18 protein-coding genes are annotated in these 26681 nt (G+C 71.2%); 14 read left to right on the forward strand and 4 right to left on the reverse strand.

What is annotated here, in order from left to right; translation table 11 throughout:
* Window positions 1-242: 242 nt before the first annotated feature.
* From ABZ855_RS23735 to ABZ855_RS23760, 6 genes are all read left to right on the forward strand, one after another.
* Window positions 243-1103: a DUF4132 domain-containing protein gene (locus tag ABZ855_RS23735; RefSeq protein ID WP_360809855.1), complete on the forward strand. Its 861-nt coding sequence runs from the start codon at window positions 243-245 to the stop codon at window positions 1101-1103.
* Window positions 1100-6154, forward strand: a complete 5055-nt coding sequence (locus ABZ855_RS23740) for a DNA-binding protein (protein ID WP_360809857.1) — start codon at window positions 1100-1102, stop codon at window positions 6152-6154. The genes ABZ855_RS23735 and ABZ855_RS23740 overlap by 4 nt, the downstream gene beginning before the upstream one ends.
* A gap of 116 nt (window positions 6155-6270) precedes the next feature.
* Entirely contained in the window at window positions 6271-6432 is a 162-nt protein-coding gene (locus ABZ855_RS23745) for a hypothetical protein (protein ID WP_360809859.1), read from the forward strand.
* A gap of 16 nt (window positions 6433-6448) precedes the next feature.
* A complete protein-coding gene (locus tag ABZ855_RS23750; RefSeq protein WP_360809861.1) occupies window positions 6449-7606 on the forward strand; it encodes an AAA family ATPase in 1158 nt (385 codons plus the stop codon).
* Window positions 7603-11418: a DUF5682 family protein gene (locus tag ABZ855_RS23755; protein ID WP_360809863.1), complete on the forward strand. Its 3816-nt coding sequence runs from the start codon at window positions 7603-7605 to the stop codon at window positions 11416-11418. Before ABZ855_RS23750 ends, ABZ855_RS23755 begins: the two co-directional genes overlap by 4 nt.
* Before the next feature lie 5 nt (window positions 11419-11423).
* Complete coding sequence (locus ABZ855_RS23760; RefSeq protein WP_360810118.1) at window positions 11424-13283, forward strand: hypothetical protein; 1860 nt, start codon at window positions 11424-11426, stop codon at window positions 13281-13283.
* 216 nt (window positions 13284-13499) lie between these two features.
* On the opposite strand, the gene ABZ855_RS23765 is transcribed toward ABZ855_RS23760, so the two are convergent.
* The 3 genes from ABZ855_RS23765 to ABZ855_RS23775 all read right to left on the reverse strand — a co-directional run bounded on the left by ABZ855_RS23765 (window position 13500) and on the right by ABZ855_RS23775 (window position 17335).
* On the reverse strand, window positions 13500-14969 hold the full coding sequence (locus tag ABZ855_RS23765) for an amidase (protein ID WP_360809865.1): 1470 nt from the start codon (window positions 14967-14969) through the stop codon (window positions 13500-13502).
* 355 nt (window positions 14970-15324) lie between these two features.
* Window positions 15325-16980: a transporter gene (locus ABZ855_RS23770; protein WP_360809866.1), complete on the reverse strand. Its 1656-nt coding sequence runs from the start codon at window positions 16978-16980 to the stop codon at window positions 15325-15327.
* On the reverse strand, window positions 16949-17335 hold the full coding sequence (locus ABZ855_RS23775; RefSeq protein WP_360809868.1) for a DUF485 domain-containing protein: 387 nt from the start codon (window positions 17333-17335) through the stop codon (window positions 16949-16951). The genes ABZ855_RS23770 and ABZ855_RS23775 overlap by 32 nt, the downstream gene beginning before the upstream one ends.
* A gap of 454 nt (window positions 17336-17789) precedes the next feature.
* Between ABZ855_RS23775 and ABZ855_RS23780 the strand changes: the two genes are divergently transcribed.
* The 5 genes from ABZ855_RS23780 to ABZ855_RS23800 all read left to right on the forward strand — a co-directional run bounded on the left by ABZ855_RS23780 (window position 17790) and on the right by ABZ855_RS23800 (window position 22528).
* On the forward strand, window positions 17790-18659 hold the full coding sequence (locus tag ABZ855_RS23780; RefSeq protein ID WP_360809870.1) for an alpha/beta hydrolase: 870 nt from the start codon (window positions 17790-17792) through the stop codon (window positions 18657-18659).
* An 86-nt stretch (window positions 18660-18745) separates the two neighbouring features.
* Window positions 18746-19225 carry a helix-turn-helix domain-containing protein gene (locus ABZ855_RS23785; RefSeq protein ID WP_360809872.1) on the forward strand — a complete coding sequence of 160 codons (480 nt, stop codon included), beginning with the start codon at window positions 18746-18748 and terminating at the stop codon, window positions 19223-19225.
* 4 nt (window positions 19226-19229) lie between these two features.
* Window positions 19230-19826, forward strand: coding sequence for an HD domain-containing protein (locus ABZ855_RS23790; protein WP_360809874.1), 597 nt, complete (start codon window positions 19230-19232; stop codon window positions 19824-19826).
* A gap of 301 nt (window positions 19827-20127) precedes the next feature.
* Window positions 20128-21471, forward strand: coding sequence for an SCP2 sterol-binding domain-containing protein (locus ABZ855_RS23795; RefSeq protein ID WP_360809876.1), 1344 nt, complete (start codon window positions 20128-20130; stop codon window positions 21469-21471).
* 94 nt (window positions 21472-21565) lie between these two features.
* Window positions 21566-22528 carry a PDR/VanB family oxidoreductase gene (locus ABZ855_RS23800; protein ID WP_360809878.1) on the forward strand — a complete coding sequence of 321 codons (963 nt, stop codon included), beginning with the start codon at window positions 21566-21568 and terminating at the stop codon, window positions 22526-22528.
* A gap of 286 nt (window positions 22529-22814) precedes the next feature.
* Here ABZ855_RS23800 and ABZ855_RS23805 read toward each other — a convergent pair whose 3' ends face one another.
* Window positions 22815-23057 carry a hypothetical protein gene (locus ABZ855_RS23805; protein ID WP_360809880.1) on the reverse strand — a complete coding sequence of 81 codons (243 nt, stop codon included), beginning with the start codon at window positions 23055-23057 and terminating at the stop codon, window positions 22815-22817.
* Window positions 23058-23320: 263 nt separating this feature from the next.
* Between ABZ855_RS23805 and ccrA the strand changes: the two genes are divergently transcribed.
* From ccrA to ABZ855_RS23820, 3 genes are read left to right on the forward strand one after another with little or no spacing between them, the layout of a single operon-like run.
* A complete protein-coding gene (ccrA, locus tag ABZ855_RS23810; protein WP_360809882.1) occupies window positions 23321-24721 on the forward strand; it encodes a crotonyl-CoA carboxylase/reductase in 1401 nt (466 codons plus the stop codon).
* A 1-nt stretch (window position 24722) separates the two neighbouring features.
* Complete coding sequence (locus ABZ855_RS23815) at window positions 24723-25721, forward strand: ketoacyl-ACP synthase III (protein WP_360810120.1); 999 nt, start codon at window positions 24723-24725, stop codon at window positions 25719-25721.
* Window positions 25718-26632: a 3-hydroxybutyryl-CoA dehydrogenase gene (locus ABZ855_RS23820; protein ID WP_360809884.1), complete on the forward strand. Its 915-nt coding sequence runs from the start codon at window positions 25718-25720 to the stop codon at window positions 26630-26632. The genes ABZ855_RS23815 and ABZ855_RS23820 overlap by 4 nt, the downstream gene beginning before the upstream one ends.
* The last annotated feature ends 49 nt before the right edge of the window (window positions 26633-26681 follow it).

A 26681-nucleotide genomic window follows, 5' to 3' on the forward strand; every position in this document is an offset into this window, starting at 1 on the left:
ATGTGGTGGGCTCACCGACCGGCCACCGCGCTGGTGACCGGTCGGTAGTACGTACCGCGATTACGTGGTTGCCCGGATGCGTCGCCCCAGGTCACGGGCTTGACTCGGGGTGCGCCGGAGAGGTCCGCCCGGACGATTGTCAGTGGCTGCTCGTAGTGTTCCGCTCATCGTCACGCTGAGTGCCGGATTCCTGGCCGAGCTGTGTCGATCTTGAGTTTCCTTGATGCGGAAGGCGGGGGCCGGTGGGCTGGCTTGCGGCGGGCGACACGTACGAAGTCGCCCTGGTGGAGGGCCGGGTGGCGGCCAGGGCCGTGTCCGGCCGGTCGGCGGGGCGGCAGTTGAAGTCGCTGCCCAAGGCGCTCAAGGGCCATCCGGAGGTGGAGCGGCTGCGCCGGCTCGCCGAATGGCTGGAGCGGCACGCGGCCGCGTGTGTGGCGCAGGTGGACACATGGATGGTGTCGTCGTTGCCGGTGCCCACGGAGCTGGTCGCCCGGGTCTGGGCGGACGAGGCCTGGCAGTCGGCGTTGCGTGACCTGGTGGTGGTCGGCGACGACCCCGACCAGGCGGGTTTCCTGCGCGGCGTGACCGAGTCCGGCGAGCTGCGCGTGGTCGACCTCGACGGCGAGACCGTACGGCTGTCCCCGCGCACCGTGACCCTGCCGCACCCGGTGCTGCTGCCCGACCTGGAGGACCTGCGGGAGTTCGCGGCCGAACTGGGGGTCGTACAGCGCGTCGAGCAGCTCCACCGGGCGACCTGGCGCAAGCCGGCGGACCTGGACGCCAAGGCGACGGAGATCTCGGAGTTCGCGGGGGGCCGGTTCTGGCGTTCCGCGCTGGCCGCGCGTGCCACCTCGCTCGGCTACCGCGTCACCGGCTCCCGGGCCACCTCCCGGGTGCGTGACGGGGGGCGCACGGTCGAGGCGGCCGTGTGGATCGGGGAGCCGTGGGACTACGAGGTGCACACCGGCGCGCTGTCCTGGCTCGACCCGGAGGGCCGTCGGCTGCGGCCGGTGGAGGTCGGCCCGGTGGCCTGGTCGGAGGGGATGCGGATGGCCGCGGCGCTGTACGCCGGGCGGGAGATCGAAGAGGGGGAGGGCGCGTGAGCGGGGGAGCGCAGGTGTCGTACGAGGAACTGCTGGCGGCCGGCGCGGTGCTGCCGTTGGGTACGGAGGGCGCCGGTGAGCGGGCGGTGCCGCTGACGGTACGGTCGTACACGCATCCGGGGCTGGACGGCCGCGTGGTCGTGCGGCTGGTGGCCGGGGAACTGGGCGCGGCGGAGGATCTGGCCGCCGGTTTCCTCGGGCTCGAACCGGACGCGGAACCGGTCGAGGTCGGGCTGGGGGCGCGTCAGGCGCTCGGGTTCCCGGAGTGGGTGCTGGTGCACCACCCGCAGGACGGCCATCACGCGCTGGCCGTGGTTCCGGAGCTGGAGCGGATCGCCCGCCTGGCGAAGTCCCGTCCGAAGGCCGCGCTGGACGCCTACCGGGAGACCGCACGGCAACTCGTTGTAGCCGTCCCGCACTTCCTGCCCAGCTTCTACGAACAGGCCGGCCGGGTCTTCTCGTCGGTGGACAACCCCACCTACGCGGCACAGATGTTCGGCCGGGCCCGCGCCGCCGAGGCCGAGTACGGGCTCGCGGTGGACGAGGAGCGGCTGGACGCCGTGTTCCTCGAGTTCGCCCTGGCCGGAGCGCTGACGGCGACGGCCCTCTCGGGGTACGGCAGGGAACTGGCCGCCCGGGTCCCGGCGGCCGAGGCGCTGGAGCGCTTCACGCGGATGTGCGTACGACGCACCGCGGGCGGACTCGTGCCGTCCGCCCAGCTGGCGACCGACATCCGCAGGCTGGCCGGTGCGGCAGGACTGGACGGGGGCGCGGTCGAGCAGGACTACGTGGCCGACCTGCTCGCGCTGTCCGCCACGGCGAAGGCGGCGCCGGGCTGGTGGAAGCGGCACCGCGCGGCCGTCGTCGCCGTTGCCCGGCGTGAGCCGGCGGTGCGCGGCGCGCTGCTGAACCTCATGCCCGACTCCGGCGACCGGGATGTACTGCTGCTGTGGCTGGACATCCTGGAGGAGTCCGGGGCCCTCGGCGCGCTCTGGGACGACTCGCTGCCCGACGAGGAGCGGCCGCAGGACGGCACCGCGGGCTGGTTCGCCCGCTTCCTGGAGTTCCAGGCACGGTCACAGAGCTACCACGAGCCCACGCAGCTGCCCGCGCTGTACCGGATCACCGAGCTGTCCGCCGACCGGCTGCGCACCGAACTCACCGCTTCAGGCGGACAGTTGTACGCCGGGCACGATCTGGACCTGCTGGATCTGCTGCTCGCCCTGGGCGTGCCCGCGGGTGTCCACCACCACCTGGAACTGCAGGGGTGGGCGAAGGGTGCCGACCGGCGTGACCTGCTCGCCTTCGCCGCCGACCAGCGCTTCAGGGCAGTCTTCCACGAAGCGGCCGACGTCTTCAGCGGCGACGAGGACGACCTGGACACGATCCGGGTCCTCGCCCGGTCGCCCGGCGGCCGGCCGATGCTCGCCGACTGGGTACGGGAGGTCGCGCGCCGCTCGATCGTCGCCGGACTGCCCGGTCTTCCCGAGGCCATGCGCCGGCTGAAGTGGCTTCCCGGCGAGGCCCTCAGGCTCGCCGAGGACGAGATCCGGGAGGTGGCCGCGACCGACCTGGGCCCGCTGCTCGCCCGCACGCTCAGGAGCGGGCTGATCGACGAACTCGGCTGGCCCGCCTGGGAGGAGGCGGCCCGCGACCTCGTGCGCACGCAGAACGTCGAGGATCTGTACGTCGCCGACGCGTGGCCGTATCTCATCACCGCCGGTCCGGCGCAGGTCCGGGTGATCGGTCCCGAGGGCGCCGTGCTCACGCATGATCTGCGGCTGCCCGCCCAGGGCACCCTCGGTGACCCCGACTTCCACTTCGTGGACGGTGAACTCCTCGTCTACTGGCGGACCCACGACCACGGCCTGCGCGGATACTGGCACCACAACCCCGACCAGATCCTGTCCCTGGCGGGCGCCCGCGACGGCCGGGGCACCCGGATGGACTGGTACCGGGAGGGCACCGGCGTCCCGACCCTGCCCCTGCCGGGCGGCGGCCGGATCACCGGCGCCGGCGTCCTGCACCGCGGTGACACCACCGTGCCCGCGGAGGCGAAACTGCTCGCGGACGGCACCTCCTACTGGACCTGGGGAGGGAACGTCTGGCTCGAGTACGACCCGGCCACCGGGCGGCTCGGCCGCGAGAGCGTGCCCGCCTTCCTCGCCGAGGCCCACGGGGAGGGCACCTGGGCGCCGGGCTCGCTGGCGCCCTATCCCTTCGACGAGGTCACCCCGGCCGGAGTGCCGGTGGACGGGCTGCTCGGCTGGCGGTCGGCCAGTCTGCCGGACGGCTCCCGGCGCGGCGAGGACCTGTCAGGACGCCAGGTCACCGTGCCGGCCGACCTCGGAGAGCCGCACGCCGCCGTCCTGTTCCCCGGCGCCGACCGGCTCGTGGCCGCGACCCGGGAGCACTGGCGCGTCAACCTCGTCGATCCGGACGGAGTCGTGACGGCCACCGCGAGGGTGGACCACGCTCCGGGCGACTTCGCCGAGGGCACCCCCATCCTCCCGCCGCTGCGCTACTGGCACTGCCTGCGACCCCGGGACCCGCAGGGCTCCGCGGCACTGCGCACCATCGACGACGACACCGCCCGGGCCCTGCTCAAGGCCGAACTCACGGGTGACGCAACGCAGTTGCTGCACCAGGTCAAGGTCACCGACAAGGCACTCCTGGCGGGCATCGCGGGCGTGGTCCGGTACGCCGCCGAGCAGCAGAAGGTCCTCGACGCGGCGGCAACCCGCCTGACCGCGGAACTCGTCGGCACCCAGGAGGACGAGGGCCCGGCCGGCCCTTCCGACCGCCTGCTGCGCGACGCACTCAGCGGCCTCGACGGCACCCGCGACGGCTGGCACCACCACGGCGCCGACCGCGACAACGCCTTCCGCCGACTACGGCTGCTGAGACGTGCGCTGAGCACGGACGATACGTCGGTGACGCCCGGGGGCCCGGACGAGGTACCCGTGGCGCCGACGGGCACGGCCGAGGTTGCCGTGGCGCCGACGGGCACGGGCGTGGGCGAGGTTCCTGTGGCGTCGGCGGGCATTGCCGACGCACCCGCGGCGTCCCCGGGCGCGGGCGGCGACCCCGCCACCTCCGCGCCGGAGGCCGGTGCGCCCGTCGCATCTCGCACGGGTGTGGGGCACGAGCCTGGGCCGGGCGTACGGCTGCACCTCGACGGTCCCGAGCTGCCCGGGGGTTACCTGACGGATGAGCCCCTGGCCGGGTTCTTCACTGCTGCCGCCTTTCGGGTCGTGGCGCCCACCACCCCGCCCGAGCATCGGCAGGCACTCGTGGCGCTGTTGCGGGAGTTCGACGTGCTCGGGCTCAGCTCGGGCGCCGGGACCGTGCGCTGGTGCTGGGTCTCCCTCCACATCGAGGCGCGTCATCTGCGTACCCCGGACGGCGAGTGGCGTGAGGGCAGTTGGCGGGGTGTGCTGCCGTTGGACGGTGGTGCGTTCCTCGCGGTCACCAAGTGCACCTCGCGTGATGAGAGGGACGGCTGCTACTTCGACGCGCTCTTCCACGACCCCTCCGGCCGCTTCGAGGTCCCCGCCCCCTACACCGTCGAATCCACCCACCAGGTCGGTGAGGACCGCGAGGCAGGCTGGCTCGCGGCGTTCCTCGCCGAGGCGGACGAGCGCGGACCGGCCCCCTGGATCCCGGCGGCGGCCGAGGAGTTCGCCCTGCTGACGGGGGTCACCTCGACGACGGCCCGGCTGATCGTGGCGGGACTGCCGCAGGTGGACAGCGACGAACGGTCCTTCCTCACACCCGAGGCGCGGACCCTGCTTCGGGTGAAGGCGACGGACGCCGCCCTCGCCAAGGACGAACTGCACAGGATCGACTCCTCGGTCCTCCGGGCCGTGGTCGCCGCACTGCTGCCCTCCGACCCGGCCCGCCTGTGGACGGAGGGCCCCGACGCGGCAGCCGCCGCGGAGGTCTGGAACCGCGAGGTCGGCAAGCGCAGAGCGCTGCCCGAGGCGCTGCTCGGCGAGGCGCGGCGAGCCCTGAGGGCCGCGCCCGAGACGCTGGCCGCCCTGCTCGACCCCGCCTCCGAGCCCCGCCTCAGCCGGGACCTGCAATGGGAGATCAAGGGCGACCGGGCCAGACCGGTCGACGAGCACGCCGTCGGGTTCAACGCGGCCACCCTGATCGACTCGGTCGTCGTGGCCGCCTGGCTCGCGCACCGACTGCCCGTCGGCGACCCGATCCGTGCCGCACTGCCCGCCGCCCTGGACGCGATCCGCGCCCGGCTGGCCCACCCCGGCCTGATGCTCGACCTCGTCCACTACGTCAACCTGCCCGACTTCCGCAAGGCGGCGGGCCGGCCCACCGAGACCGGGGCGGGATACGAGCGGTACGGCGCGATCGTCATGGCCACCGAGGACGACATGCCGGCCCCCGCCCTGTACGTCGCCCTCCTCGACGCGGACGGCCAGGACCCGTACCTGCCCGCGCTGCGCCTCGCGGAGGACGGGAAGCCGTTCCCGGCCGAGGTGGCGTTGCGCCTCGCCCGCTCCCCGCGCTTCGCGGCCCTCCTCGCCGACCCTGGCGACCCGGTCGCGGGGGAGCGCGGCAAGGACGGCACCTGGTATCCGCAGGACCCCGCCCGTTCCGTGCCGGAGCTGGTGACCGAGGTCGCGAAGGAGTACGGCATCGGCGAGGACGCCGCCGCCCTCTATCTGATGCTCCTCGCGATGCCCGACCCCACCGACCGCAACACGGCCCGCTGGACCGGCTGGAAACCCGCCCGCCTCAAGGCCGTCCGCGCCGAACTGGCCGCCACCGACCTGGTGGTGGAAGCGAGCCGCACCCGTGCCGGACGTTCCCTGTTCCTGCCGGGCGGCTGGGAGGCACTGCCGTCCCCGCGCCTCCCGCTGGAGCAGTGGAAACCGCCGCTCTACGGCGAACTCGCCGAGGGCCGGGTGGGCCCGCTCGTACCGACCGAACCGGCCCCCGACCTGTACCGCGCTGCCTGGCGGCGGATACGGGAGGGCGATGTGCCGCGCTTCGAGGAACTGAAGGTCAAGAGCGGCCGCCGCCGCTGAAGCACGCCCATACCGAAGGACTGCGAGATGGCTGAGTCGGCTGTGTCCCGACCTGGGACGCGTTGCGGCCGGGCGGCGACGGTCCCGGCCCGCGCCCACTCCTCCACCCCGTCGCGGTGGACCGGGTCGGCGAGGTCTCCGGCGTGCCGGACGCGGCGCCGGGGGACCGCCGGGCCGACCGGCGCGCCGCCCACCGCCACGGCCCACGCCTCCTCGACGCCGTACGCGCCGTACGCGCCGGACACCCGGGCCAAGTCCTACCCGTACCGAACCAGTAAGGACGTACAGACGTACATGAGTACCACCACGGCGACGAGCACCCCGCCGGTCCCGGACGCCCCGGCCCGGCAGATTCTGCCCGCCGAGGAGCGCCACGCCACCGAACTCGCCTTCCTCGCCGCCCACGACGAGGGCCCGCGCCCGCCCGGCTGGGCGCTGACCCCGCGTGCCGTCGTCACGTTCATCTGCGGCAGCGACGGCAAGGCGCTGGACGGGCCAGGGCAGCGACTCGTCATCGCCCCCAAGTTCGTCGGCGAACGAGCCCTGGTCGAGCGGTGCGTGGTCACCCTCGCCGGGGAGCGCGGCCTGCTGCTCGTCGGTGAGCCAGGCACCGCCAAGTCCATGCTCTCGGAGCTGCTGTCGGCCGCCGTCTGCGGCACCAGCGCGCTCACCGTGCAGGGCACCGCGGGCACCACCGAGGACGCCTTCCGCTACGGCTGGAACTACGCCCTCCTCCTCGCCCAGGGCCCCACCCGCCAGGCACTCGTCGACTCCCCGGTGCTCAGCGCCATGCGCACCGGCCGGGTCGCCCGCGTCGAGGAGATCACCCGCTGTCTGCCCGAGGTCCAGGACGCCCTGGTGTCGATCCTGTCCGACCGGCGCGTCAGCGTCCCCGAACTGTCCGGCACCGACGACGCGGCGGTCGCGGCGGCCCCCGGCTTCACCGTCATCGCCACCGCCAACCTCCGCGACCGGGGCGTCTCCGAGATGTCCGCCGCCCTCAAACGCCGCTTCAACTTCGAGACCGTGCACCCGATCGCCGACGCCGAGGCCGAGTCCGCGCTGATCCGGGGCCAGGCCGTCGCCGCCGTCCAACGCGCGGGCGCGGCCTTCGCGGTCGACGACGCGGTCCTCGACGTCCTCGTCACCGTCTTCCGGGACCTGCGCACCGGCCGCTCGGCCGAGGGCTGGGACGTGGAGCGGCCCGGCACGGTGATGTCGACCGCCGAGGCCGTCCAGGTGGCCACCTCCCTCGGTGTGGCCACCGCCTACCTGCCCGCCGGGGACACCCTCGACCTCGTACCCGGCCATCTCCTCGGCGTGGTCCGCAAGGACGACCCCGCCGACCACGCCCGTCTCCTCGGCTACTGGGACGGCCCGGTCCGCCGCCGCGCCGAGGACGGCTCGGCGATGTGGCGTCGCCTGTGGGACCTGCGGGAGACCCTCCGGTGAGCACTCGGGACGAACCCCGGGCGGCCCTGGCCGCCCTCGCCGACTCCGTACGGCCGTATCTGCTGGGCGTACGGCATCACAGCCCGGCGCTCGCCGCCGTCGTCCCCGCGCTGCTGGACGCGTCCGGCGCCGAGGTCGTCTGCGTGGAGCTGCCGGCCGACTTCCAGCCCTGGCTGGTCCACCTCGCCGACCCCGGCACGGTCGCGCCCGTCGCCCTGGCCGGAGCGCGGCAGGACGGACGGCTCGGCTTCTACCCCTTCGCGGACTTCTCCCCGGAGCTGGCCGCGGTCCGCTGGGCCCGGGCACGCGGGGTCGAAGTCCTCTGCTGCGACCTGCCCTTGGACGATCCCGGCTGGGACGCCATGGCGGCCACCGGGGACGGCGAGCCGCGGACCGTCTTCGCCGACGCCCTCACCGCCGCCGGTACCGGCCGTGACGGCGACGACCTGTGGGACCGGGCGGTGGAGGTGCTCGCCCCGGGAAGCACTCCGGAGGCGGTACGCCGTGCCGCGCTCGGTGTCGGCTGGGCGCTGCGCCGGGACGCGGAGACGTCCGGGGGAGTGGCGGGAGCGGACCTGGCGCGGGAGGCGTACATGCGGTCCGTGCTGGCGGCGGCCGGTGCGGGCGGACGCCGGGTGGCGGCGGTGGTCGGGGCGTACCACGCCCCGGCGTTGACGGACCCGGTGCCGGTGGATGCGGTGCCGGTGGACCAGGCGTTGCCGGACCCGGTTGCGGCGGGCATCGAGAAGTCGATGCGGGCCGGTGTCCCCGGGAGCGCCTCGGCCGGTGTCACCTGGGGCGCCTCGGCCGGTGTCACCGGGAGTGCCTCGGCCGGCGTCACCGGGAGTGCCTCGGCCGGCGTCACCGGGAGTGCCTCGGCCGGTGTCACCTGGGGCGCCTCGGCCGGTGTCACCGAGAGTGCCTCGGCCGCCGTCACCTGGGGCGCCTCGGCCGGTGTCACCGGGGGCGCCTCGACCGCCGTCCCCGGGAGCGCCTGGGCCGGTGTCACCGGGAGCGCCTCGGCCGGCGTTACCGAGGGTGCCTCGGCCGCCGTTACCTCCTTCGTCCCGTACGCCTTCGACCTGCTGGACTCCCGGTCCGGGTACCCCGCCGGCATCCGCGACCCGCGCTGGCAGCAGGCGGTGTTCGCCGCCGCCGGGGATCCGGACCGGGTGCGTGATGCCGCCGCCCGCGCGATCACCGACGTGTGCCGCGCACTGCGTACGGCCGGACACACCGCGGGCACCGGCGAGGCCGCCGAAACCCTGCGGCTGGCCTGCGACCTCGCCCGGCTGCGCGGCCTGCCCGCCCCCGGCCGGGGCGAGTTGCTGGAGGCGCTGACGACCGTACTGGGCCAGGGCGAACCGCTGGGCCGTGGCCGGGCCCTCGCCCGCGCCGTGGAAGGGATCCTGGTGGGCAGCGGCTGGGGCAGGGTCGCCCCCGGTACCCCGCGCTCCGGGCTCGGGCCGGCCGTCGAGGCCGAACTCGCCGCGCTGCGGCTGCCCGGCCCGGACGTCCCCGGACCGCGCGAGATCCGGCTCGACCCGCTGCGCTCCGCGCTGGACCGCCGCCGCGAAGTGCTGCTGCAGCGGCTCGCGGTGTGCGGCGCGGGCTACGGCGAGTCCGTCGAGGTGGCCGGGACGGGAGACGGGACCGCGCTCACCACCCGCTGGAAGCTGGCCTGGACCCCCGCGGTTCCCGTACGACTCGACCTGGCCGGAGTGCGCGGCGTCACCGCGGCCCAGGCCGCCGAGGGGACATTGCGCGAGGTCTACCGGCACGAGACCGCCGCCACCTGCGCCCATGTCATCGCCGGGCTCCGGGGCGCCGCCCGCTGCGACCTGCCCGGCCTGGTCGCCGAACGCCTCGCCGACGCCGCCGAGATGCTCCCCTCGGCCGCCACCCTCCCCGAACTCCTCGAAGCGCTGGACCTGTTGGAGGCACTGCGCCGAGGCCACCTGCCCGGCACCACGCCCGAGCGCGAGCGGGAAGCGGCCGAACTGACCGACACCCTCCTCGAAGCAGCCGTCCGCGCCCTGCCCGGCCTGGCCGGCAGCGACCGGCCCGAGGACGCCACCACCCTGATCGCCCTGACCGCCCGCGCCGGCGAACAACGCCTCGGTCTGCGCATGGACGACGCCCTCGCCACTCTCGCGCGCACCGGCTCCCCGCTGGTCCAAGGCGCCGCCCTGGCCGCCAGGGTCCTGCTGGACCTCGACGACGCCAACACCCTGGGAACACGCGCCGCAGGCTGGATCGACACCGCCACCGACCCGGACGGGCGCCGCCGTCTGACTCTGCTGCTGACCGGGCTGCTCGGCGCCACCGCCCCCCTCCTGGAGTCGGCCCCGGCCGCCCTGACCCCCCTGCTCGACCGCGTCGACGCGCTCAGCGACCAGGACTTCCTGGACCGGCTGCCGGCTCTGCGCGGCGGCTTCGACACCCTCACCCCGGCAGGCCGGGACCGCCTCCTCGCCACCGTCACCGAACGCCTCGGCGACCGGCTCGACGTGACCCTCACCGCCCCGCCCGAGCTCCTCGGCCTGTGGACTGCGGCGGACGCGGCCGGTCTGGCGGAACTGAACGCACTGGGACTACCCGTGCGGACCCCCGCCGCGCCCACCTTCGCGGCGGCCCCGCCCGAAGTCCCCGCACCGGCACCACGACCGGTGCCTTCCTCGCGCCTCAGCCCCGCCGACCGGTGGCGCCTGCTCCTCGGCCGGGAGACCGACCGACTGCCGGACTCGGCGCGCCGGTACGCGAGCGCCCTCGACGAGCTGTACGGCGCCGGACGCGGCGAGGGCTCCGTCGACCTCGGCCAGGGCGGCAGCGGAGGTGGAGGCGGAGGCGGAGGCCAGGAGCCGTCCTTCCCGACCGCAAGGGAATGGAGCGAGGAACTCACCGCCCTGTTCGGTACGGAGATCCGCGAGGAGGTCCTGGCCCGGGCCGCCGAGCACGGCCGTACCGACGTCCTCACCGAACTGGACCCCGCCGCCGTACGCCCCTCGGTCGAACTGCTCACCTCGGTGCTCACCCTCGCCGGAGGCATGCCCGAGCAGCAACTCGCCCGGCTGCGCCCGCTCGTGCGCCGCCTGGTCGACGAGCTGGCCCGGCAGCTGGCCACCCGACTGCGCCCGGCCCTCACCGGTCTGGCCACCCCACGCCCGACCCGTCGCCCCGGCGGACGGCTCGACCTCGCCCGTACCCTGCACGCCAATCTCGCCCACACCAGGCGTCTGGCCGACGGCCGGACGGTCGTCGTACCCGAGCGGCCCGTGTTCAGCACCCGTTCGCGCCGGGAGGCCGACTGGCGGCTGATCCTCGTGGTCGACGTGTCCGGCTCGATGGAGGCGTCCGTCGTCTGGTCCGCGCTCACCGCCGCCGTGCTCGGCGGGGTCCCCACCCTCTCCACCCACTTCCTCGCCTTCTCCACCCAGGTGATCGACCTGACGGACCGGGTCACCGACCCGCTGTCGCTGCTCCTGGAGGTCCAGGTCGGCGGCGGCACCCACATCGCGGCCGGCCTCGCCCACGCCCGCTCCCTCGTGACCGTCCCCAGCCGCACCCTCGTCGCGGTCGTCAGCGACTTCGAGGAGGGCTACCCGCTCGCCGGGCTCCTCGGCGAGGTACGGGCCCTCGCGGACTCCGGGGTGCACCTGATGGGCTGCGCGGCCCTGGACGACACCGGCACCCCGCGCTACTCGGTGCCGATCGCCCGGCAACTCGTGGCCGCCGGCATGCCCGTCGCCGCCCTCAGCCCTCTCGCCCTCGCCCGCTGGGTGGGCGACCGCCTGCGCGGAGAACCCCGATGATCCCGATGAAGCCCGAACTGCCCCCGGTGGCGCCCGAGGTGGTCGCCGCCGCAGTCGAGGCCCTGACCTCACGGCTGCGCAAGAAGCTGGACGCGGCAGTCGAGTCGTACGCGGCTCTCCCCGTCGCCGCCGACGGCACCACCCTCAGTGTCCGGTGCGGAGAGGACGCGGAGGTCACGCTCACGCCGGGACCCTCGGGCGTAGTCGTCGACGCCGAACAGGCGGTGTGCGGCTGCCTGTTGGCGCCCCGATGCCTGCACCGGGCCGCGATCCTGAGCGCGTGCCCGGTGGCGGAACCGCCCGCTGTCGCGGAACTGGCCGCTGTCGCGGAACTGGCCGCTGTCGCGGAACCGGCTGCCGTCGTGGCGCCGGCTGCCGTCGCCGAGGACGCCACGTCGGAAGCAGCCGAGGCCGACGGGCCCTCGGCCACCGAACGTCCCTCGGGTCCCTCCGCCGCCCAGGTGGCAGCCGCGACCGGACTTCGCGCGGCGGCAGCGGCCGTACTCACCGCCGGGGTTCCCGCCGCCGGCGCCGTACCGCAGGCCGAGCTGCTCCGGGCCGCCCACGCGGCGCGGCTGGCCGGGCTGCACCGGGCCGAGGCGACGGCGCTGCGTGTCGTACGGGGGCTGCGCGCCGCCCGAGCGCGCGAGGACGGTCACCGGCTGGCCGACCTCGTGGGCGACCTGCGTGAACTCCTCCTCGTCACGCACCGGTTGGCCGCCGCCGACCCCGACCCCGCCCTTGTCGGCACCGCCCGCCGCGCCTACCGTCCGGGCGGCGCGCTGAAGCTCCTCGGCGTCTGCCGGGAACCGGTGATCAGCGCCACCGGCTACGGCGGTGTCGTCACCCACCTGATCGGCGAGGACGGTCGCTGGTTCTCCGTCGCCGACGTCAAGCCCGGCGGCCCCGCCCGTGCCCGAGCCGCCGCCACGGCCCCCGTCGCGCTCGGCTCCGGCGCCCTCGACCACGCGGGGCTCGCCCGGGGCGGGCTGTTGATCTCCGGTGCCACGATCTCGCCGGAGGGCCGCCTGGGCTCCGGCAGGGGCGTGCGGGCCACGCCTCTGCCGGGCCGGCCCTGGTCGTCCGGCCCGCCGACCGCGTTGTTCGATCGCCCCCTGCGCGAGACCGTCGCGGACCTGCTGGCGCGGTCGCAGGACGCGACCGCGACGCTCATCGGCTGTGACCTCGTGATCGTAGGGGCCGTGGAGGATGCCCTGCTGGCCCGTGAACCGGGCCAGGACTCCGGCCAGGACGGCCCGTTGATCCGGCTGCTCCCCGCCCACGGCCACCCCGGCCTCGCCCACACCGCCAACTTCGCCCAGCTCGCCGCCCGCCCGGGCATCCGCATCAGGGTGATCGGCCGCCTGGACCTGGACCGCGCCGCCACACTCCGCCCGCTCGCGGTCGGCCCGGTACCGGGCACCGAGGCCACACTGCGGCTGCCCGATGACTGGCTGGACCGCGCCGACCTCGGCTACGACCGCCTCCGAGGCGCGCACTTCCCACCGCCGGACGCCCTCCCGCCGGTGTCCGGGCTCGACGGCATCCCGGCCGATCCCCTCGCCGAGTCCCCGCTGTGGCGGATGCGCCGCCTGGTCGAACTCGCCGTGGCCGGAGGGCGCCGGGCGGTCGCCGAACCCGCCCGGGACGGCGACCGGCAGGGCAACACGGCCGCCCTGCGCCGCGGCGGTTTCGGCACGATGGCCGACCTGGCCGGCACCCTCACCGCCGAGGCCGACCGCCGCACCCGCGACGCCTTCGGCCGCCTGAACGACCCCGACGCCGACCGCTACGCGCTGGTCTGGCTCAGCGCGGCAGTCCATCTCGCGGGCGCGGAGCGGTCGTTGGTGAGGGCGACATGGTGAGGGGTGTCTCGGGCGGGCAGCGTCGCGAGATGCCTTGCTGGACCCGGCTCCGGTCCTCGGCGGCCGCCCGACCAGGGTATGAGGTCGTCGCGCGGGGTCCGCAGGGCTTCTCCGGTGGGTTCGGCCGCGCGTCGCTGGTCGCGGTGAGAAAGATGCGGCCGTTCACCTCTGCCATGTCCAGCCCTCCAGCCCTCCCGTCGGCCGGTCGGCCGGCCGTCACGCGAAGGCCGGAGGGGGCTGGTAGCCCTCGAGTTCTCGGCCCAGGAGCTCGGCGAACCTGATGGTGGTGAGGTCACCGCCGCTCGGCCCCATCGCCTGCAGCCCGACGGGCATGCCGTCCCGGCCCGTGCGGACGGGGATGGTCGTCGCCGGAGAGCCCGCCACATTGGCGATGGCGCTCCACTTGACCTGATCCCAGTAGGACCGGGAACGCCCGTCCACCTGGATTCGGCGGCCGAATCTGTCGATCGGCTTGTTGTGATGAGGTGGCGCCGTGGTCGGAGTCACCGGCATGAGCAGCACGTCGAACTCCCGGAAGAACTCGGTCCACCGCTGCCGGAGTTCATGGCGTGCGACGTCCGCCTGCAGCCAGCTGTAGTGGGACTGGAAGGTTCCTCGCACCGCGTCCAGCGCCTCTCCACGAGGATGCTGGACCAGACGCGCGAGGACAGCAGCAGTCAAGGTCGCTGTCAGTCCGGATCGGTCGTAGGTGAAGGCGCCGAAGAGCAGGCGCTGGAACATGTCATGGCTGGTTGCCATGTCCACGGGGAGGCTGGTGGGCTGGACTTCGACCTTCGTACCCGCCGCCTTGAGGGCGCTCAGGGCGTCGTCCACCGCGGCGACGACATCGTGGTCGATCGGGCATGACGCGTCCTCGGTCCACACCGCTACCCGGAAGGCGCCGAGTTCGTTCGCTCGGGGTGGTGCGAGGGTGTAGCTGAAGCCGCCGTCGCGCTCCGGCGGTCCCACCGTCGCGTGGAGGATGGGAACGAGGTCGCGCGCGTCGCGCACCTGGGCGCCGGCGCAGGCGAGGTCGATTTCCGCCCAGCGGCCGATCCCCGGTCCACCCGGTACGTGTCCGATGAGTGGGATGGACCGCCAGGTCGCCTTGTGTCCGTAGAGGCCGTTGAAGTGTGCCGGAATCCGGGTTGATCCGCCGATCTCCGAGCCGAAGTCGAAAGCCGTGAGACCGGCGGCAGTTGCCACCGCTCCGCCGCCCGCTGAACCTCCGGACGTGCGGGCGGTGTTCCAGGGGTTCAGTGTCGGCCCGAACACCGGGTTGTCCGCTTGGACGTCCTGGTTTCCCGCGGGCAGATTGGTCTTGCCGATGATCACCGCACCTGCGGCGCGCAATCGTCGTACCGCCTCGGCGTCCTGCTCGGGTACGTAGTCCTTGAGGTGGGTGCGACCGCAGACCGTGCGCAGGCCGGCGGTCTCGTAGCTGTCCTTGAGCGTGATCGGGAGACCGTGGAGCGGGCCGAGTTCTGCCCCGGCCTCCCGTTTCGAGTCGGCTGCCCTGGCGTCGAGTTGTGCCCGCTCGACGTCGAGGGTGACGATCGCGTTCAGCGTTTCGTTGTGCGTGCCTATGCGGCGCAGGTAGGTCTCGAGCAGTTCCGCACTCGAAACCTGCCCCGAGGCCAGCGCGCCCAGTTGGTCCGTGGCCGGCTGGAAGGGGAGGTCACGCACAGAGAGCCTCGTTTCTGTATGCGCTGATCGGCGGACCCACAGTCGATGGGCCCGTACATGGCGCGCGAGTGAATGCTCCGTTTGGTGTGGGTCGTCGTTTGTCGTTGTCCCGGTTGCGGCATTGGCTCACACGCTGTGGATGCGCGTGTCGAGCCACCGTGGCTGGATCGGTTGTCGCAGCGGGAGCGGTGCGTGGTGAGCGGTGAGCGCGGTTGCCAGGTGGGTGCGGCAACTCGGTGCCCGTCCGCCTCCTGTGGCGACCGGGCGGACGGCTGATCGCGACGCTACCATCTGAGTATGTGTAAGTAAACTCAGATGGCGGCCCGAGCCTCGCCGACCAGGTTCAGCCAGCTGGTCATCCGGCTCTCTGTCCTGTCAGGATTTCGTGTTGCACGTGCCGGAAATCGACTGGGGATTCTCGAGGCGACGTGATGCTGCCCAGCCAACCCAGGGCGAACGCCGCGGGAACAGAAATAAGGCCCGGGGTCTGGAACGGGTACCAGTCGAAACTCGCTTGCGGCCACAGAGCGAAAGCGGTCCCGGAGACAATGGGCGAGAAGACCGTGAGGGTGGTGCAGAGGAACAGCCCTCCGTAGACGGACCACAGTAGTCCTCGACGATTGAAGCGACTCCAGAAGAAGGAGTAGATCAACGCGGGGAAGACGCATGTGGCCGCGACACTGATCGAAAAGGCGACCAGGAATTCGGTCGGATACCTGTGGATGGCCGCGGCCAGCGACAGGCCCACCGCACACACGGTGACAGCGGCCACGCGCAGTGCCCGTACCTCTTCGGTCTCCGTGCGGCGGCGCTTGCCGCGCGCGAACACATCATGGGTGAGAGAGACGGCGGCAGCGAAGGTCACACTGGTCATGGTCGTGATCACGGTGAGGAACACCACGCACGCCAGGACGGTGATGAGCGCGATACGTCCCGTCGAACCGTCCTGCAGCACCTCCGAGGCCAACTGGAGCGGGGACGACTGCCCGGTGTTGTCGACCGCGCCGATACCGGACGCTCCCACCACGGCCGCCGACGCGAAGCCGGTGGTGATCAGCAGGAAAATGAACGCGCCGACAAGCCCTGTCGCGATACTCATGGATCGCCGTGCCGTGCGGCCGGTTCGGGACGCGCTGATCCGCAGGATCTGGTGAGGCATCACGGCCGTGCCGAGGATGAAAACAATGTGATTGCCGAATGTGTTGAGTGAACCGAAACTCGCTGTGTAGGGCCAGAAACCCGGCTCCAGATATTTGTCGGGCGCCATGCTCTTGTCCACCGCTGCGGAGAGAAGAGATCCGGGGTCCCAGTCGAATTTCCTGACGGCCAGCAATGTGATCACCGAAAGCGCCAGCAGGGTCAGCGGGACCTTGGCGACGTGCATGAAACTGTTGCCTCTCAGGCCCGCTACCGCGGCGAAGCAGGCGACGAGACAGCCCATCAGGATCGTGCACACCACCTGCGCTCCGTCGGTCCTTACGCCGATCAGGAGGGCCGTAGTGCTGCCGGCGACACTCAGTTGGATCACGATGAGGGGGACCGTGATGGCCAGCGTCACCGCGGTCGCGGCGATGCGGGGCCCCGGTCCCGACGCCCGCAGGGCGAAGAGGTCACCGAGGGTGTAACGACCGCTGGTACGTATCTTCTGCGCGAGGAGCAGCAGTACGCCGAGCATGATCAGGCCGTCGAGGGCGTACGTGAACCCGTCGTAGCCGAACAGCGCGACACCGCCGGACACCGTCAACAGGGTGACGACCGAGATCTGCTCGCCGGCCATGGCGAATCCGTTGATGACCGGGGAGAGGGACCGGTTGGCGACGTAGAGCCGCTCCGGATTCTCCTCCTCCGCTGTGGCGAGGGTGAAGAGCCAGAGCAGGGCCACCCCGATGAAGATGAGGAAGGCGATGATCACGGGGCGTCTCGCGTCCGAACCGATCGGGTCGAGTACGCCCGAGCCCAGGATGTCCATGGTCACCGGGTCACCACCGGGAACCGTCGACGGAGGCACCATCGGGAGTATCCGTGTGGCGTACGTCGGCGGTCAGAGCCTCTTCGAGGGGGTCGGCCGACCGGGTGCTCCGCGACTCGTACAGCCAGGCGGTGGCGATGAACAGGGCGCACTGCAGAACGCCCCACACCAGTCCCATGGTGAGTTCGCCGTACACCCGCACCGCGGGTACGTCCGTGAAGCAGGACAGTGTGATGCCGAGGGTGAAGGGGATCCCGTTGACGACCAGGAAGTCGCGCTGGGTACGATGCGCGGTCTCGCGGAGCCGGTTGACGTGTTGAGCGCGTCCTCCGGCAGGGTGCGTCCGGAGCGGTGCCGACGGGCGGCCGGGGGGACTCGGGGGGACATGCGAATGCATGGAACCTCCAGGCGTCGAGGGTGGGTAATCGCGCAGCGCGCAGCGTCCGTGGTCGCGGGAGGATCCGGCCGACCGCGACGGACGGAATGACGGTGGTGAGCAAGGGCCAACGGGTGTGGCGCCCAGGGGAAGCGCGGCACGCAGCACATGAGGGCTGCTCGCATCTGTTGCCACTCGATGCACAGGGTGCTGTGCCGGGGGCCTGGCGGAGCCGGACGCGCGGACGAAGAGCTGGACACGGGCCGTGAGGTCCCAGCCGGACCTCGCGAAAGCGTGCGCCTGCCTACAAGCCGCTGTTGCCGTGATGCGCCATGTTGTGGTCAGGAGAATCACGGACCGCGTGATGGCCTGTCAACAGCCTGTGAGACGTGTGGGTCATGTCACTGCGTGCCGGCGAGATTTCGGGGCCCGCGACCGTCCCTTTGCTGGATTGTATTGTGAATATAATCCAATGATGAAGCCGACAGCGACGACCGGGGTCGCGCAGGTGGACGGTGTCCGCCTGCACTACTTGCGAGCGGGGTCAGGGCCTCTGCTCGTCCTCCTCCACGGCTGGCCGCAGACCTCCGACTGCTGGCGGCCGGTACTGGCCGAGCTCGCCGCGGACTTCACCGTCGTGGCGCCCGACCTGCGGGGGTACGGCCTGAGCGACAAGCCCACGACCGGATACGACAAGCGGCGAATGGCCGCCGACATGGCCGGCCTGGTCGAGGCGCTCGGTTTTGAACGTGCCGCGGTCGTCGGTCACGATCGCGGTGCCCGTGTGGGGCACCGCTGGGCGCTGGACCGCCCGGAGCAAGTGGAACGGCTGGCCGTGCTCGACATCGTGCCGACCCGGGAGATGTTCCGTCGACTGGACGCCTCGCTCGCCTCCGGGTACTGGCACTGGCTGTTCCAGATGCAGCCCGATCTGCCCGAGCGCCTGGTGGGGCGAGACATCCGCGGGTACCTCGAGTACTTCTTCGAGCGGTGGACCTACAACCGCCACGGGCTCACACCCGAGGCGATCGACGGCTACGTTCGCGCCTTCTCCCGTCCGGGCGCCATGCGCGCGAGTTTCGATGACTACCGTGCCATGGAACAGGACGTCGCTCTCGACGACATCGATGCTGCCGAGCACCGCCGACTCACCATGCCGGTGCTGGCTCTGTGGGGTTCCCAGGGTCTTCCGTCCCGGCTCCCGACGCTGGAGATCTGGCGGGAGTATGCGGACGATGTCACCGGTGCGGAGATCCCGGAATGCGGCCACTTCATCCCCGAGGAGCGCCCGGACGAGTTGCTCGCGCATCTGCGCGGGTTCCTGGGCGACCTGACGGCGCGTTGACCGGAAGGGGGTGGCGGGGGCTGCTGGTTGACATGACGCAGACACAGCCATGTCAGTTGCTTGGTGCAACGTGCTACATTCGCGGCATGTTGGGCCGAACATATGACAGTCAACTGTGCTCCATCGCCCGGACCTTGGAGGTCGTGGGCGAGCGCTGGACCTTGCTGATCGTTCGCGACTCACTGCTCGGCCTGCGCCGGTTCGAGGAGTTCCAGGACAGTCTCGGTATCGCCCGCAACGTACTCACCAGCCGCCTGTCCAAGCTGGTCGACGACGGGCTGCTGGAGCGGGTCTGTTACCAGGAGCGGCCCGCCCGCTACGAGTACCGGCCGACGAACAAGGCCAAGGATCTGCTCACCGCGCTGCTTTCCTTGATGCACTGGGGCGACGAACACGCCGAGGGCCCGGCCGGCCCCCCGCGCATCGCGGCCCATGTGGGATGCGGAGGCCACGTTCGGGAACAGCTCGTGTGCACCCACTGCGAAGAGGTGCTGGACTCGGACGCGGTTCAACTGCTCCCCGGCCCAGGACTCACCGGCCTGACATCCGACATCCGGCTACCCTGACGCGGTGACGACCGACACCGTCCTGTGGAGAGCCGCGCGCGGCACCGGTGATTCGCCGCTGCTCCCGCTGCCGGATCGCGTCGCGGAACTGCTGGCTCCGCTGTGTTCTCCGCCTCGGCTGGTGGCCCATCTGCGCGCCGTTCACGACGTCGCGTACCAGCTGGTCGGCTGGGTGGAGGAGCACTGCTCCGCCGTGACGGTCGACCGGGAGGCGGTGCTGTTCGGGGCCGCGACGCATGACATCGGCAAGACAGTGCACGTGGCTGAGCTTTCCCGGCCCGGGTCGGCGCACGAGGAGGCCGGGCAGACCCTGCTGCTCGAACACGGCGTCAGCCCGGAGTTCGCCCGCTTCGCCGCCACCCACGCGTCGTGGACGCGGTCGGACGTCGGCCCGGAGGACCTCCTGGTGAGCCTCGCCGACAAGATCTGGAAGAACAAGCGCGTCCCCGAACTGGAGGACCTCTTCGTGGCCGGAATGACCGAGGCCACCGGTCGGCCGGCGTGGGAGGAGTTCCTCGCGCTCGACGAGATCCTCTCCCGTCTCGGCAACGAGGCCGACGAACGCCTGGCCTTTCAGGCGTCCTTCCCGATCCACACCTGAGTGGACCGGCGCGCACGGTGACGAGGGGCGCTGACCCCGAAGCCCGATAGGGCGTCTACGCCTCCTCGTCGCCCGCGATGTGCTCGATGTGCTCGATGTGCTCGATGCGCTCAGGGCGACGTGGCCCCGCGCGCCCCGCTGAACTCCCTTGCCGCGCCGCTCAGTTGTGCGCATATCCAGCAGGCGACCCGACGGAACGACCACACCTCCCTCATGAGTTGCTTCACGCAACTCACGCGGTTAGTGTGCGAGTTGCTTCATGAAACTCTCAAGTGCCCAGCCCCGTAAGGTGACGTGCTCGATGGCGAAGAACAAGCTCGAAGACCATCCCACCGTCGTCCAAGCCCGCCGGCGTGACCGCGCGGCCGCCCGGCCCGCCGAGCCGCTGGACGCGGCGTGGCTGCGCCAACTGGTTCTCGACGCGGGTGCGGACGACGTCGGCTTCGTCGAGATCGACCGGCCGGACATCGCCGACCAGCGAGAGGACCTGAGCGCCGCGCTGCCGGGTGTCCGAACGTTGATCAGCATCGTGACCAGGATGAACCGGGAGAACATCCGCACCCCTGCCCGCTCGGTCGCCAACCTGGAGTTCCATCACACCGGCGACCACACGAACGAAATCGGCCGGCAGGTGGTGGGCGAACTGGAAGCGGCGGGCGTACGTGCCATCAACCCGGCGATGGGTTTTCCGATGGAGATCGACAATTTTCCACGGAAGGCGTGGGTCGTCTCGCACAAGCCGGTCGCCGTCGCGGCGGGACTCGGCAAAATGGGCATCCACCGCAACGTCATCCACCCCAAATTCGGCAACTTCATCCTGCTGGGCACGATCCTCGTGGACGCCGAGGTCAGCGAATACACCCGGCCCATCGAGTACAACCCCTGCCTGGAATGCAAGTTGTGCGTGACGGCCTGCCCGACCGGGGCGATCGCCTCCGACGGTCACTTCAACTTCTCCGCCTGCTACACGCACAACTACCGTGAATTCATGGGCGGCTTCGGCGACTGGGCCGAGCAGGTCGCCGAAAGCCGTGACGCCCATGATTACCGGTCGCGGGTGAGTGACAGCGAGAGCGCCTCGATGTGGCAGAGCCTGTCCTTCGGCGCCAACTACAAAGCGGCGTACTGCATGTCGGTCTGCCCGGCGGGCGAGGACGTCATCGGCCCCTGGCTGGACGACCGTAAAGCCCATCTGAACCAGGTCGTGCGCCCGCTCATGGACAAGGCGGAGACCGTCTACGTCGTGGAGGGTTCCGACGCCGAACAGCATGTGGCCGCCCGGTTCCCGAACAAGCGCACGAAGCATGTGGCGATGAGCCTGCGAGCGAACAGCATCGACGGACTGGTGGAAGGCCTGCCCCTGATCTTCCAGCGCGAACAGGCCAAGGACATGTCCGCCACCTACCACTTCACCTTCACCGGCGACGAGTCCCGGCAGATCACCGTGACCATCCGCAACCGCGAACTCGATGTCGCCGAGGGACATCTCGGCGAGCCGGAGCTCAGGGTCACCGCCGACACCCGCACCTGGCTGAGTTTCCTCGCCAAGCCGTCCATGTTGGCGTGGGCTCTGGTCCGTCGCCAGATCAAGCTGCAGGGCTCCCCGCGACTGCTGCGCGACTTCGGCCGCTGCTTCCCGTCCTGACCGGAGCAGTGAATTCGATCAGCGAATTCGATCAGCGAATTCGATCAGCGAATTCGATCGGTGAATTCGATCAGTGAAAAGTGAAAGGCGGACCATGAGCACGCTCAGCACCGAAGTCGAACTCGACCTCGTGTTGGAACGCAAGGAAACGGTGGCCGAAGGCGTCGTGCTGCTGACACTGCGCGACCCGGAAGGCCGGCCACTGCCGGAATGGGAGCCGGGAGCCCATATCGATCTGATACTGCGTGCCGGCCTGATCCGGCAGTATTCACTGTGCGGCGACCCGGGGGACCGGTCCCGCTTTCAGGTCGCGGTGCTGCGTGAACCGGAAAGCCGAGGCGGTTCGAGTCACGTTCACGATGACCTTGCCGAGGGTGAGCCGGTGCGTGTCCGCGGACCGCGCAACCACTTCCCACTCGTGAAAGCCAAGAAGTATCTGTTCATCGCGGGCGGTATCGGAATCACCCCCATCCTGCCCATGCTGGCGGCCGTCAACGCGACCCGCGCCGACTGGCACCTCGTCTACGGGGGCCGCACCCGTGCCTCGATGGCGTTCGGGGAGATGCTGCAGCGGGCCTACGGAGACCGGGTGAGCCTGCGGCCGCAGGACGAGTACGGGCTGCTGGACCTGCCGTCGCTGCTCGGCAAGCCGCAACGGAAGACGGTCGTCTACAGCTGCGGCCCGGAACCGCTGCTCGCGGCGGTCGAGGCCGGCTGCGAGAAGTGGCCGAGCGGATCCCTGCACCTGGAGCGCTTCGCCCCCAAGCAGGACCTCGCCGCCGGGCCGCAGAGCAGCTTCGAGGTCGAACTGGCCCAGTCCGGCAGGAAGTTGCTGGTCGCTGAGGACATGACCATTCTCGAGGCCGTCGAAGCCGCCGGTGTGCCGGTGATGACCTCTTGCGAGGAGGGAATCTGCGGCACCTGCGAGACGAAGGTGCTGTCCGGGGAGATCGACCACCGCGACTCGGTACTGAACGACCAGGATCGCGCGGCGGGCGACACCATGATGATCTGCGTCTCCAGGGCCAAGGGCGACCGTCTGGTCCTCGACATCTGAACCGTTCGGGGCCGGGGAGACGCGCACTCCCAGTCCACGAACTCGGCCGGCGAACTCGAATCGACCGGACGCCACTTGCGAGGTATTCCGCGTAAGGGCGGAGGACTGGTCGCGCTGAGGGAGGCGGCGGGGGTGCGGGCACCGGCCCCCGCCTCGCCCGCCTGGGTCGGCCCCGTCCTGGCCTCCACGGGGCCGGGTCTCACTCCACGTCCGTCAGCACCCCGTCCCCGTCCCCGTCCATGAGCCGGCTTCCCCTCTCGACGCCGTACACCTTCTTGCCGTCGAGTCACTTCCCCCACCAGTAGGAGTTACGCCACCGCATGACGCCTTCGGGCGCTGTCGCTTTCCATGCTGCTCTTCCATGCGTCACCGCGCCCTGACTCGTACCAGGGCTGACCTTCAGCAGGGTCTGTTCATCAGCTGCCCCCGCGCGCGACTCGACCTCGTCGTCCGCCATGTGACGGGGCACCCCGCCGCCCTCGCACGCCATCTCGCGCACGCAGAACGACGGGTGTCCTGAGGTGCTCATCGGCATGCTTCCGCCCGAATCGGCCGACTGGGGGTTGCCGACCAGGCTGGTGGGGTCACGGCTAGGGGGCGGTTAAGGGTAGGGGATGGGGTGCGGAATGCGTACCGTGATCGATACCCGGGGTGATTCAGTAGGTCTCGGTGCGGTGAAGGCGAGTTCATTTCCCGCGCCAACATGTCTTTGGCCGATCAGCAGTCGCGCGACGTATTCAAGGGAGAATTCGTTGCGCGCTGTCGGCTGCCCGTTGATCGAGGAGGGGGACAATGAGCTCTTTGGTCGAGGCGTTACTCGACGGTGCCGGCCCGGGTGAGCTCGAACGGCGTGAGCTGCCCGCCGAATATCTGGCCGCACACCTGCGTGCGTCGGACGTCAAGAAATTCGCTGACACTGACACCGCGGACAAGGACGTCCGCGACACACTTCATGTCGGCCGGGTACCGATGCCGGAGATCGCGCCCGACGAGGTTGTCGTCGCGGTGATGGCCAGCTCGATCAACTACAACACGGTGTGGTCGGCCACGTTCGAGCCGGTGCCGACCTTCGAATTCCTGAAGCGGTACGGCCGGCAGGGCGGCTATGCGGCCCGCCACGACCTGCCCCACCACGTCGTGGGTTCGGACGCGGCCGGGGTCGTGGTCAGTGTCGGAGCGGGCGTGCGCCGCTGGCGCGTCGGTGACCATGTGGTGGTCAGCTGTGTCCAGGTCGACGAGCAGGAGCCGGCGTCGCACGCCGACGCCATGCTCGGCACCGACCAGCGCATCTGGGGCTACGAGACGAACTTCGGCGGACTGGCCCACTTCGCCGTCGTGCGGGCCGGCCAACTGCTGCCCAAGCCCGCCCACCTGACCTGGGAGGAGGCGGCAGGAGTCCTGCTCACCGCGGCGACCTCCTACCGCATGCTCGTCAGTGACAAGGGCGCACGCATCAAGCAGGGCGACATCGCGCTGATCTGGGGCGCCACCGGCGGCCTGGGCGCGTACGCCGTGCAGCTGGTGAAGAACGCCGGCGGCATCGCGGTGGGCGTGGTCGGTTCCGAGCGCAAGGCCGAGCTGCTGCGCCGGCTCGGCTGCGATGTGATCATCAACCGCAACGACATCGGCATGGGGCAGGACGCCGCCCCCACCCCGGAACGGACCATCGAACTGGGCAAACGTCTGGGCCGGGAGATCCGGCGGCAGCTCGGCGAGGACCCGCACATCGTGTTCGACTACATCGGCCGCGCGACGTTCGGTATCTCCGTCTTCGTGGTGCGCAAGGGCGGAACCGTCGTCACCTGCGGCTCCAGCACCGGATACGACCACCATTTCGACAACCGGTATCTCTGGATGAACCTGAAGCGCATTGTGGGCAGCCACGCCGCGAATCTCCAGGAACAGGCCGAATGCAATCGCCTTTTCCGGCTCGGTCAGCTGTCGCCGATCATCTCCGAGGTTTATCCGCTGCACGAGGTGGGTGAAGCGGCACGACTGGTCCAGGTGAACAAGCACACCGGAAAGGTCGGCGTTCTCTGCCTCGCGCCCCGGGAAGGGCTCGGGGTCACGGACCCCGCGATGAGGGCGCGTATCGGGGAAGCACGGCTCAACCCCTTCCGGAACAACCCCATCCGGAACGCCGGAGAAAATGTGGACTGGAATTCGTCCGCGGTGCTCGAAGGGCGTGTCTGACGTGACGGACTGCAATATAGGAATCATTTCGACCGGCTCTTACCTGCCCAAGCGTGAAATCAGCAACGACGAGGTCGCCGAGCGCGTCGGCGTCACCCCGGAGTGGATCGAACGGAAGACCCAGATACAGTCGCGGCGCTACGCCGCTCCGCACGAGGCGACGTCCGACCTGGCCATCCGTGCCGGCGCCGCCGCCCTGGAGCAGGCAGGGCTGTCCGCGGACCGGATCGACTACATCATCGTCTCCACCTCGACGGGTGACTTTCCCCAGCCGCCGACGTCGTACCTCGTGCAACACGGGCTCGGGGCCTACGGCGCGGCGTGCTTCGACGTGAACGTGGTGTGCAGCGGCTTCGTGTACGCGCTGGCTGTGGCCCGCAGCCTGGTCGCGCTCAAACCCGACAGCCGCGCGCTGGTCATCGGAGCCGACCTGTACTCCCGGATCCTCGACTTCGACGACCGCAGGACGGCCATCCTGTTCGCCGACGGCGCCGGTGCGGCGATCGTCGGCGCGGTCCCCGCCCCGTACGGCATCATCGACACCGCCCTGACCAGCCGCGGCGACGCCCACCACCTGATCCGTGTGGAGGCCGGCGGCAGCCGGAACCCGGCGACGGCCGAGACCGTCGCGGAAGGCGGCCACTTCTTCCGGATGGACGGCCGGGCCGTACGGGACTTCGTCGCTGACAACGTGCCCCGGGAACTCGTCGAACTGGCGCGGAGCGCCGGCCTGGGACTCGCCGACGTGCACCACTTCGTGCCCCACCAGGCAAACGGCGTGATGCTCAACGAGGTGGTCGAGCGCGCGGGTCTCGTCAACGCCCACACCCACCGCACGCTGAGGAAGTACGGGAACGTGGGCAGCGCGTCCGTACCGGTCGCCCTCGACGAGGCCAATCGCAGCGGAGCACTGTCCGCCGGAGAACTGGTGCTGCTCGCCGGGTTCGGCGGCGGCATGGCCATCGGCGCGTCACTGCTGACCTGGGGGGCCGGCGCATGACCACGTCCATCGACACGCTCGCCACCCCTGCGGACACCCCTGTGGACATCCCCCCGGACATCAGCCGGGTAGGGGTTGTGGGCAGCGGCATCATGGGTACGGGAATCGCCGAACTGTGCGCCAAGGCGGGCCTGGACGTCACCGTCACGGTCTCCTCCGACGCCTCCCTGGTGTCCGGACCCCAGAGGCTGGCCCGGTCCCTGGACCGAGGGGTCGCCAAGGGCAAGCTCACCGTGCGGGAGCGCGACGACGCCCTGGGCCGGGTGTCCTTCACCAGGGACCTCGGTGAACTCGCCGACCGGCAGCTGGTGATCGAGGCGGTCAAGGAGAACGAACAGCTCAAGCTGGACCTCTTCGCCGACCTCGACAAGATCGTCGAGGACCGGGACGCCATCCTCGCCTCGAACACGTCCTCCATCCCCATCGTGCGCCTCGCCCGGGCCACCAGCCGTCCGGGCCAGGTGCTCGGCATGCACTTCTTCAACCCGGTGCCGGTCCTGCCGCTGGTGGAGCTGATCGACTCGGTGGTGACGGACGGCCGGGCCACCGCACGTGCTCTGAGGTTCGTGTCGGACGTGCTCGGCAAGAAGCCGATCAGCTCGCCGGACCGGGCGGGCTTCGTGGTGAACGCCCTCCTCTTCCCCTACCTGCTCTCCGCCATCCGGATGGTCGACTCCGGTCTCGCCACGGCCGAGGTCATCGACCAGGGCATGGTCGACGGCTGCTCGCACCCGATGGGACCGCTGCGCCTGGCCGACCTCATCGGCCTCGACACCACCGTCTCGATCGCTCAGGCGATGTACGAGGAGTTCAAGGAGCCGCTGTACGCGCCTCCGCCGAGGCTGCTGCGCATGGTCGAGGGCGGTCTGCTGGGCAAGAAGTCCGGCCGCGGTTTCTACGACTACGCCTGACCCGCGTACGCCCGACCGCGTACGCCCGACCTCCGCGTGGGCACCGGGG

This window comes from Streptomyces sp. NPDC047042 (assembly GCF_040644035.1).
GTDB lineage: Bacteria > Actinomycetota > Actinomycetes > Streptomycetales > Streptomycetaceae > Streptomyces.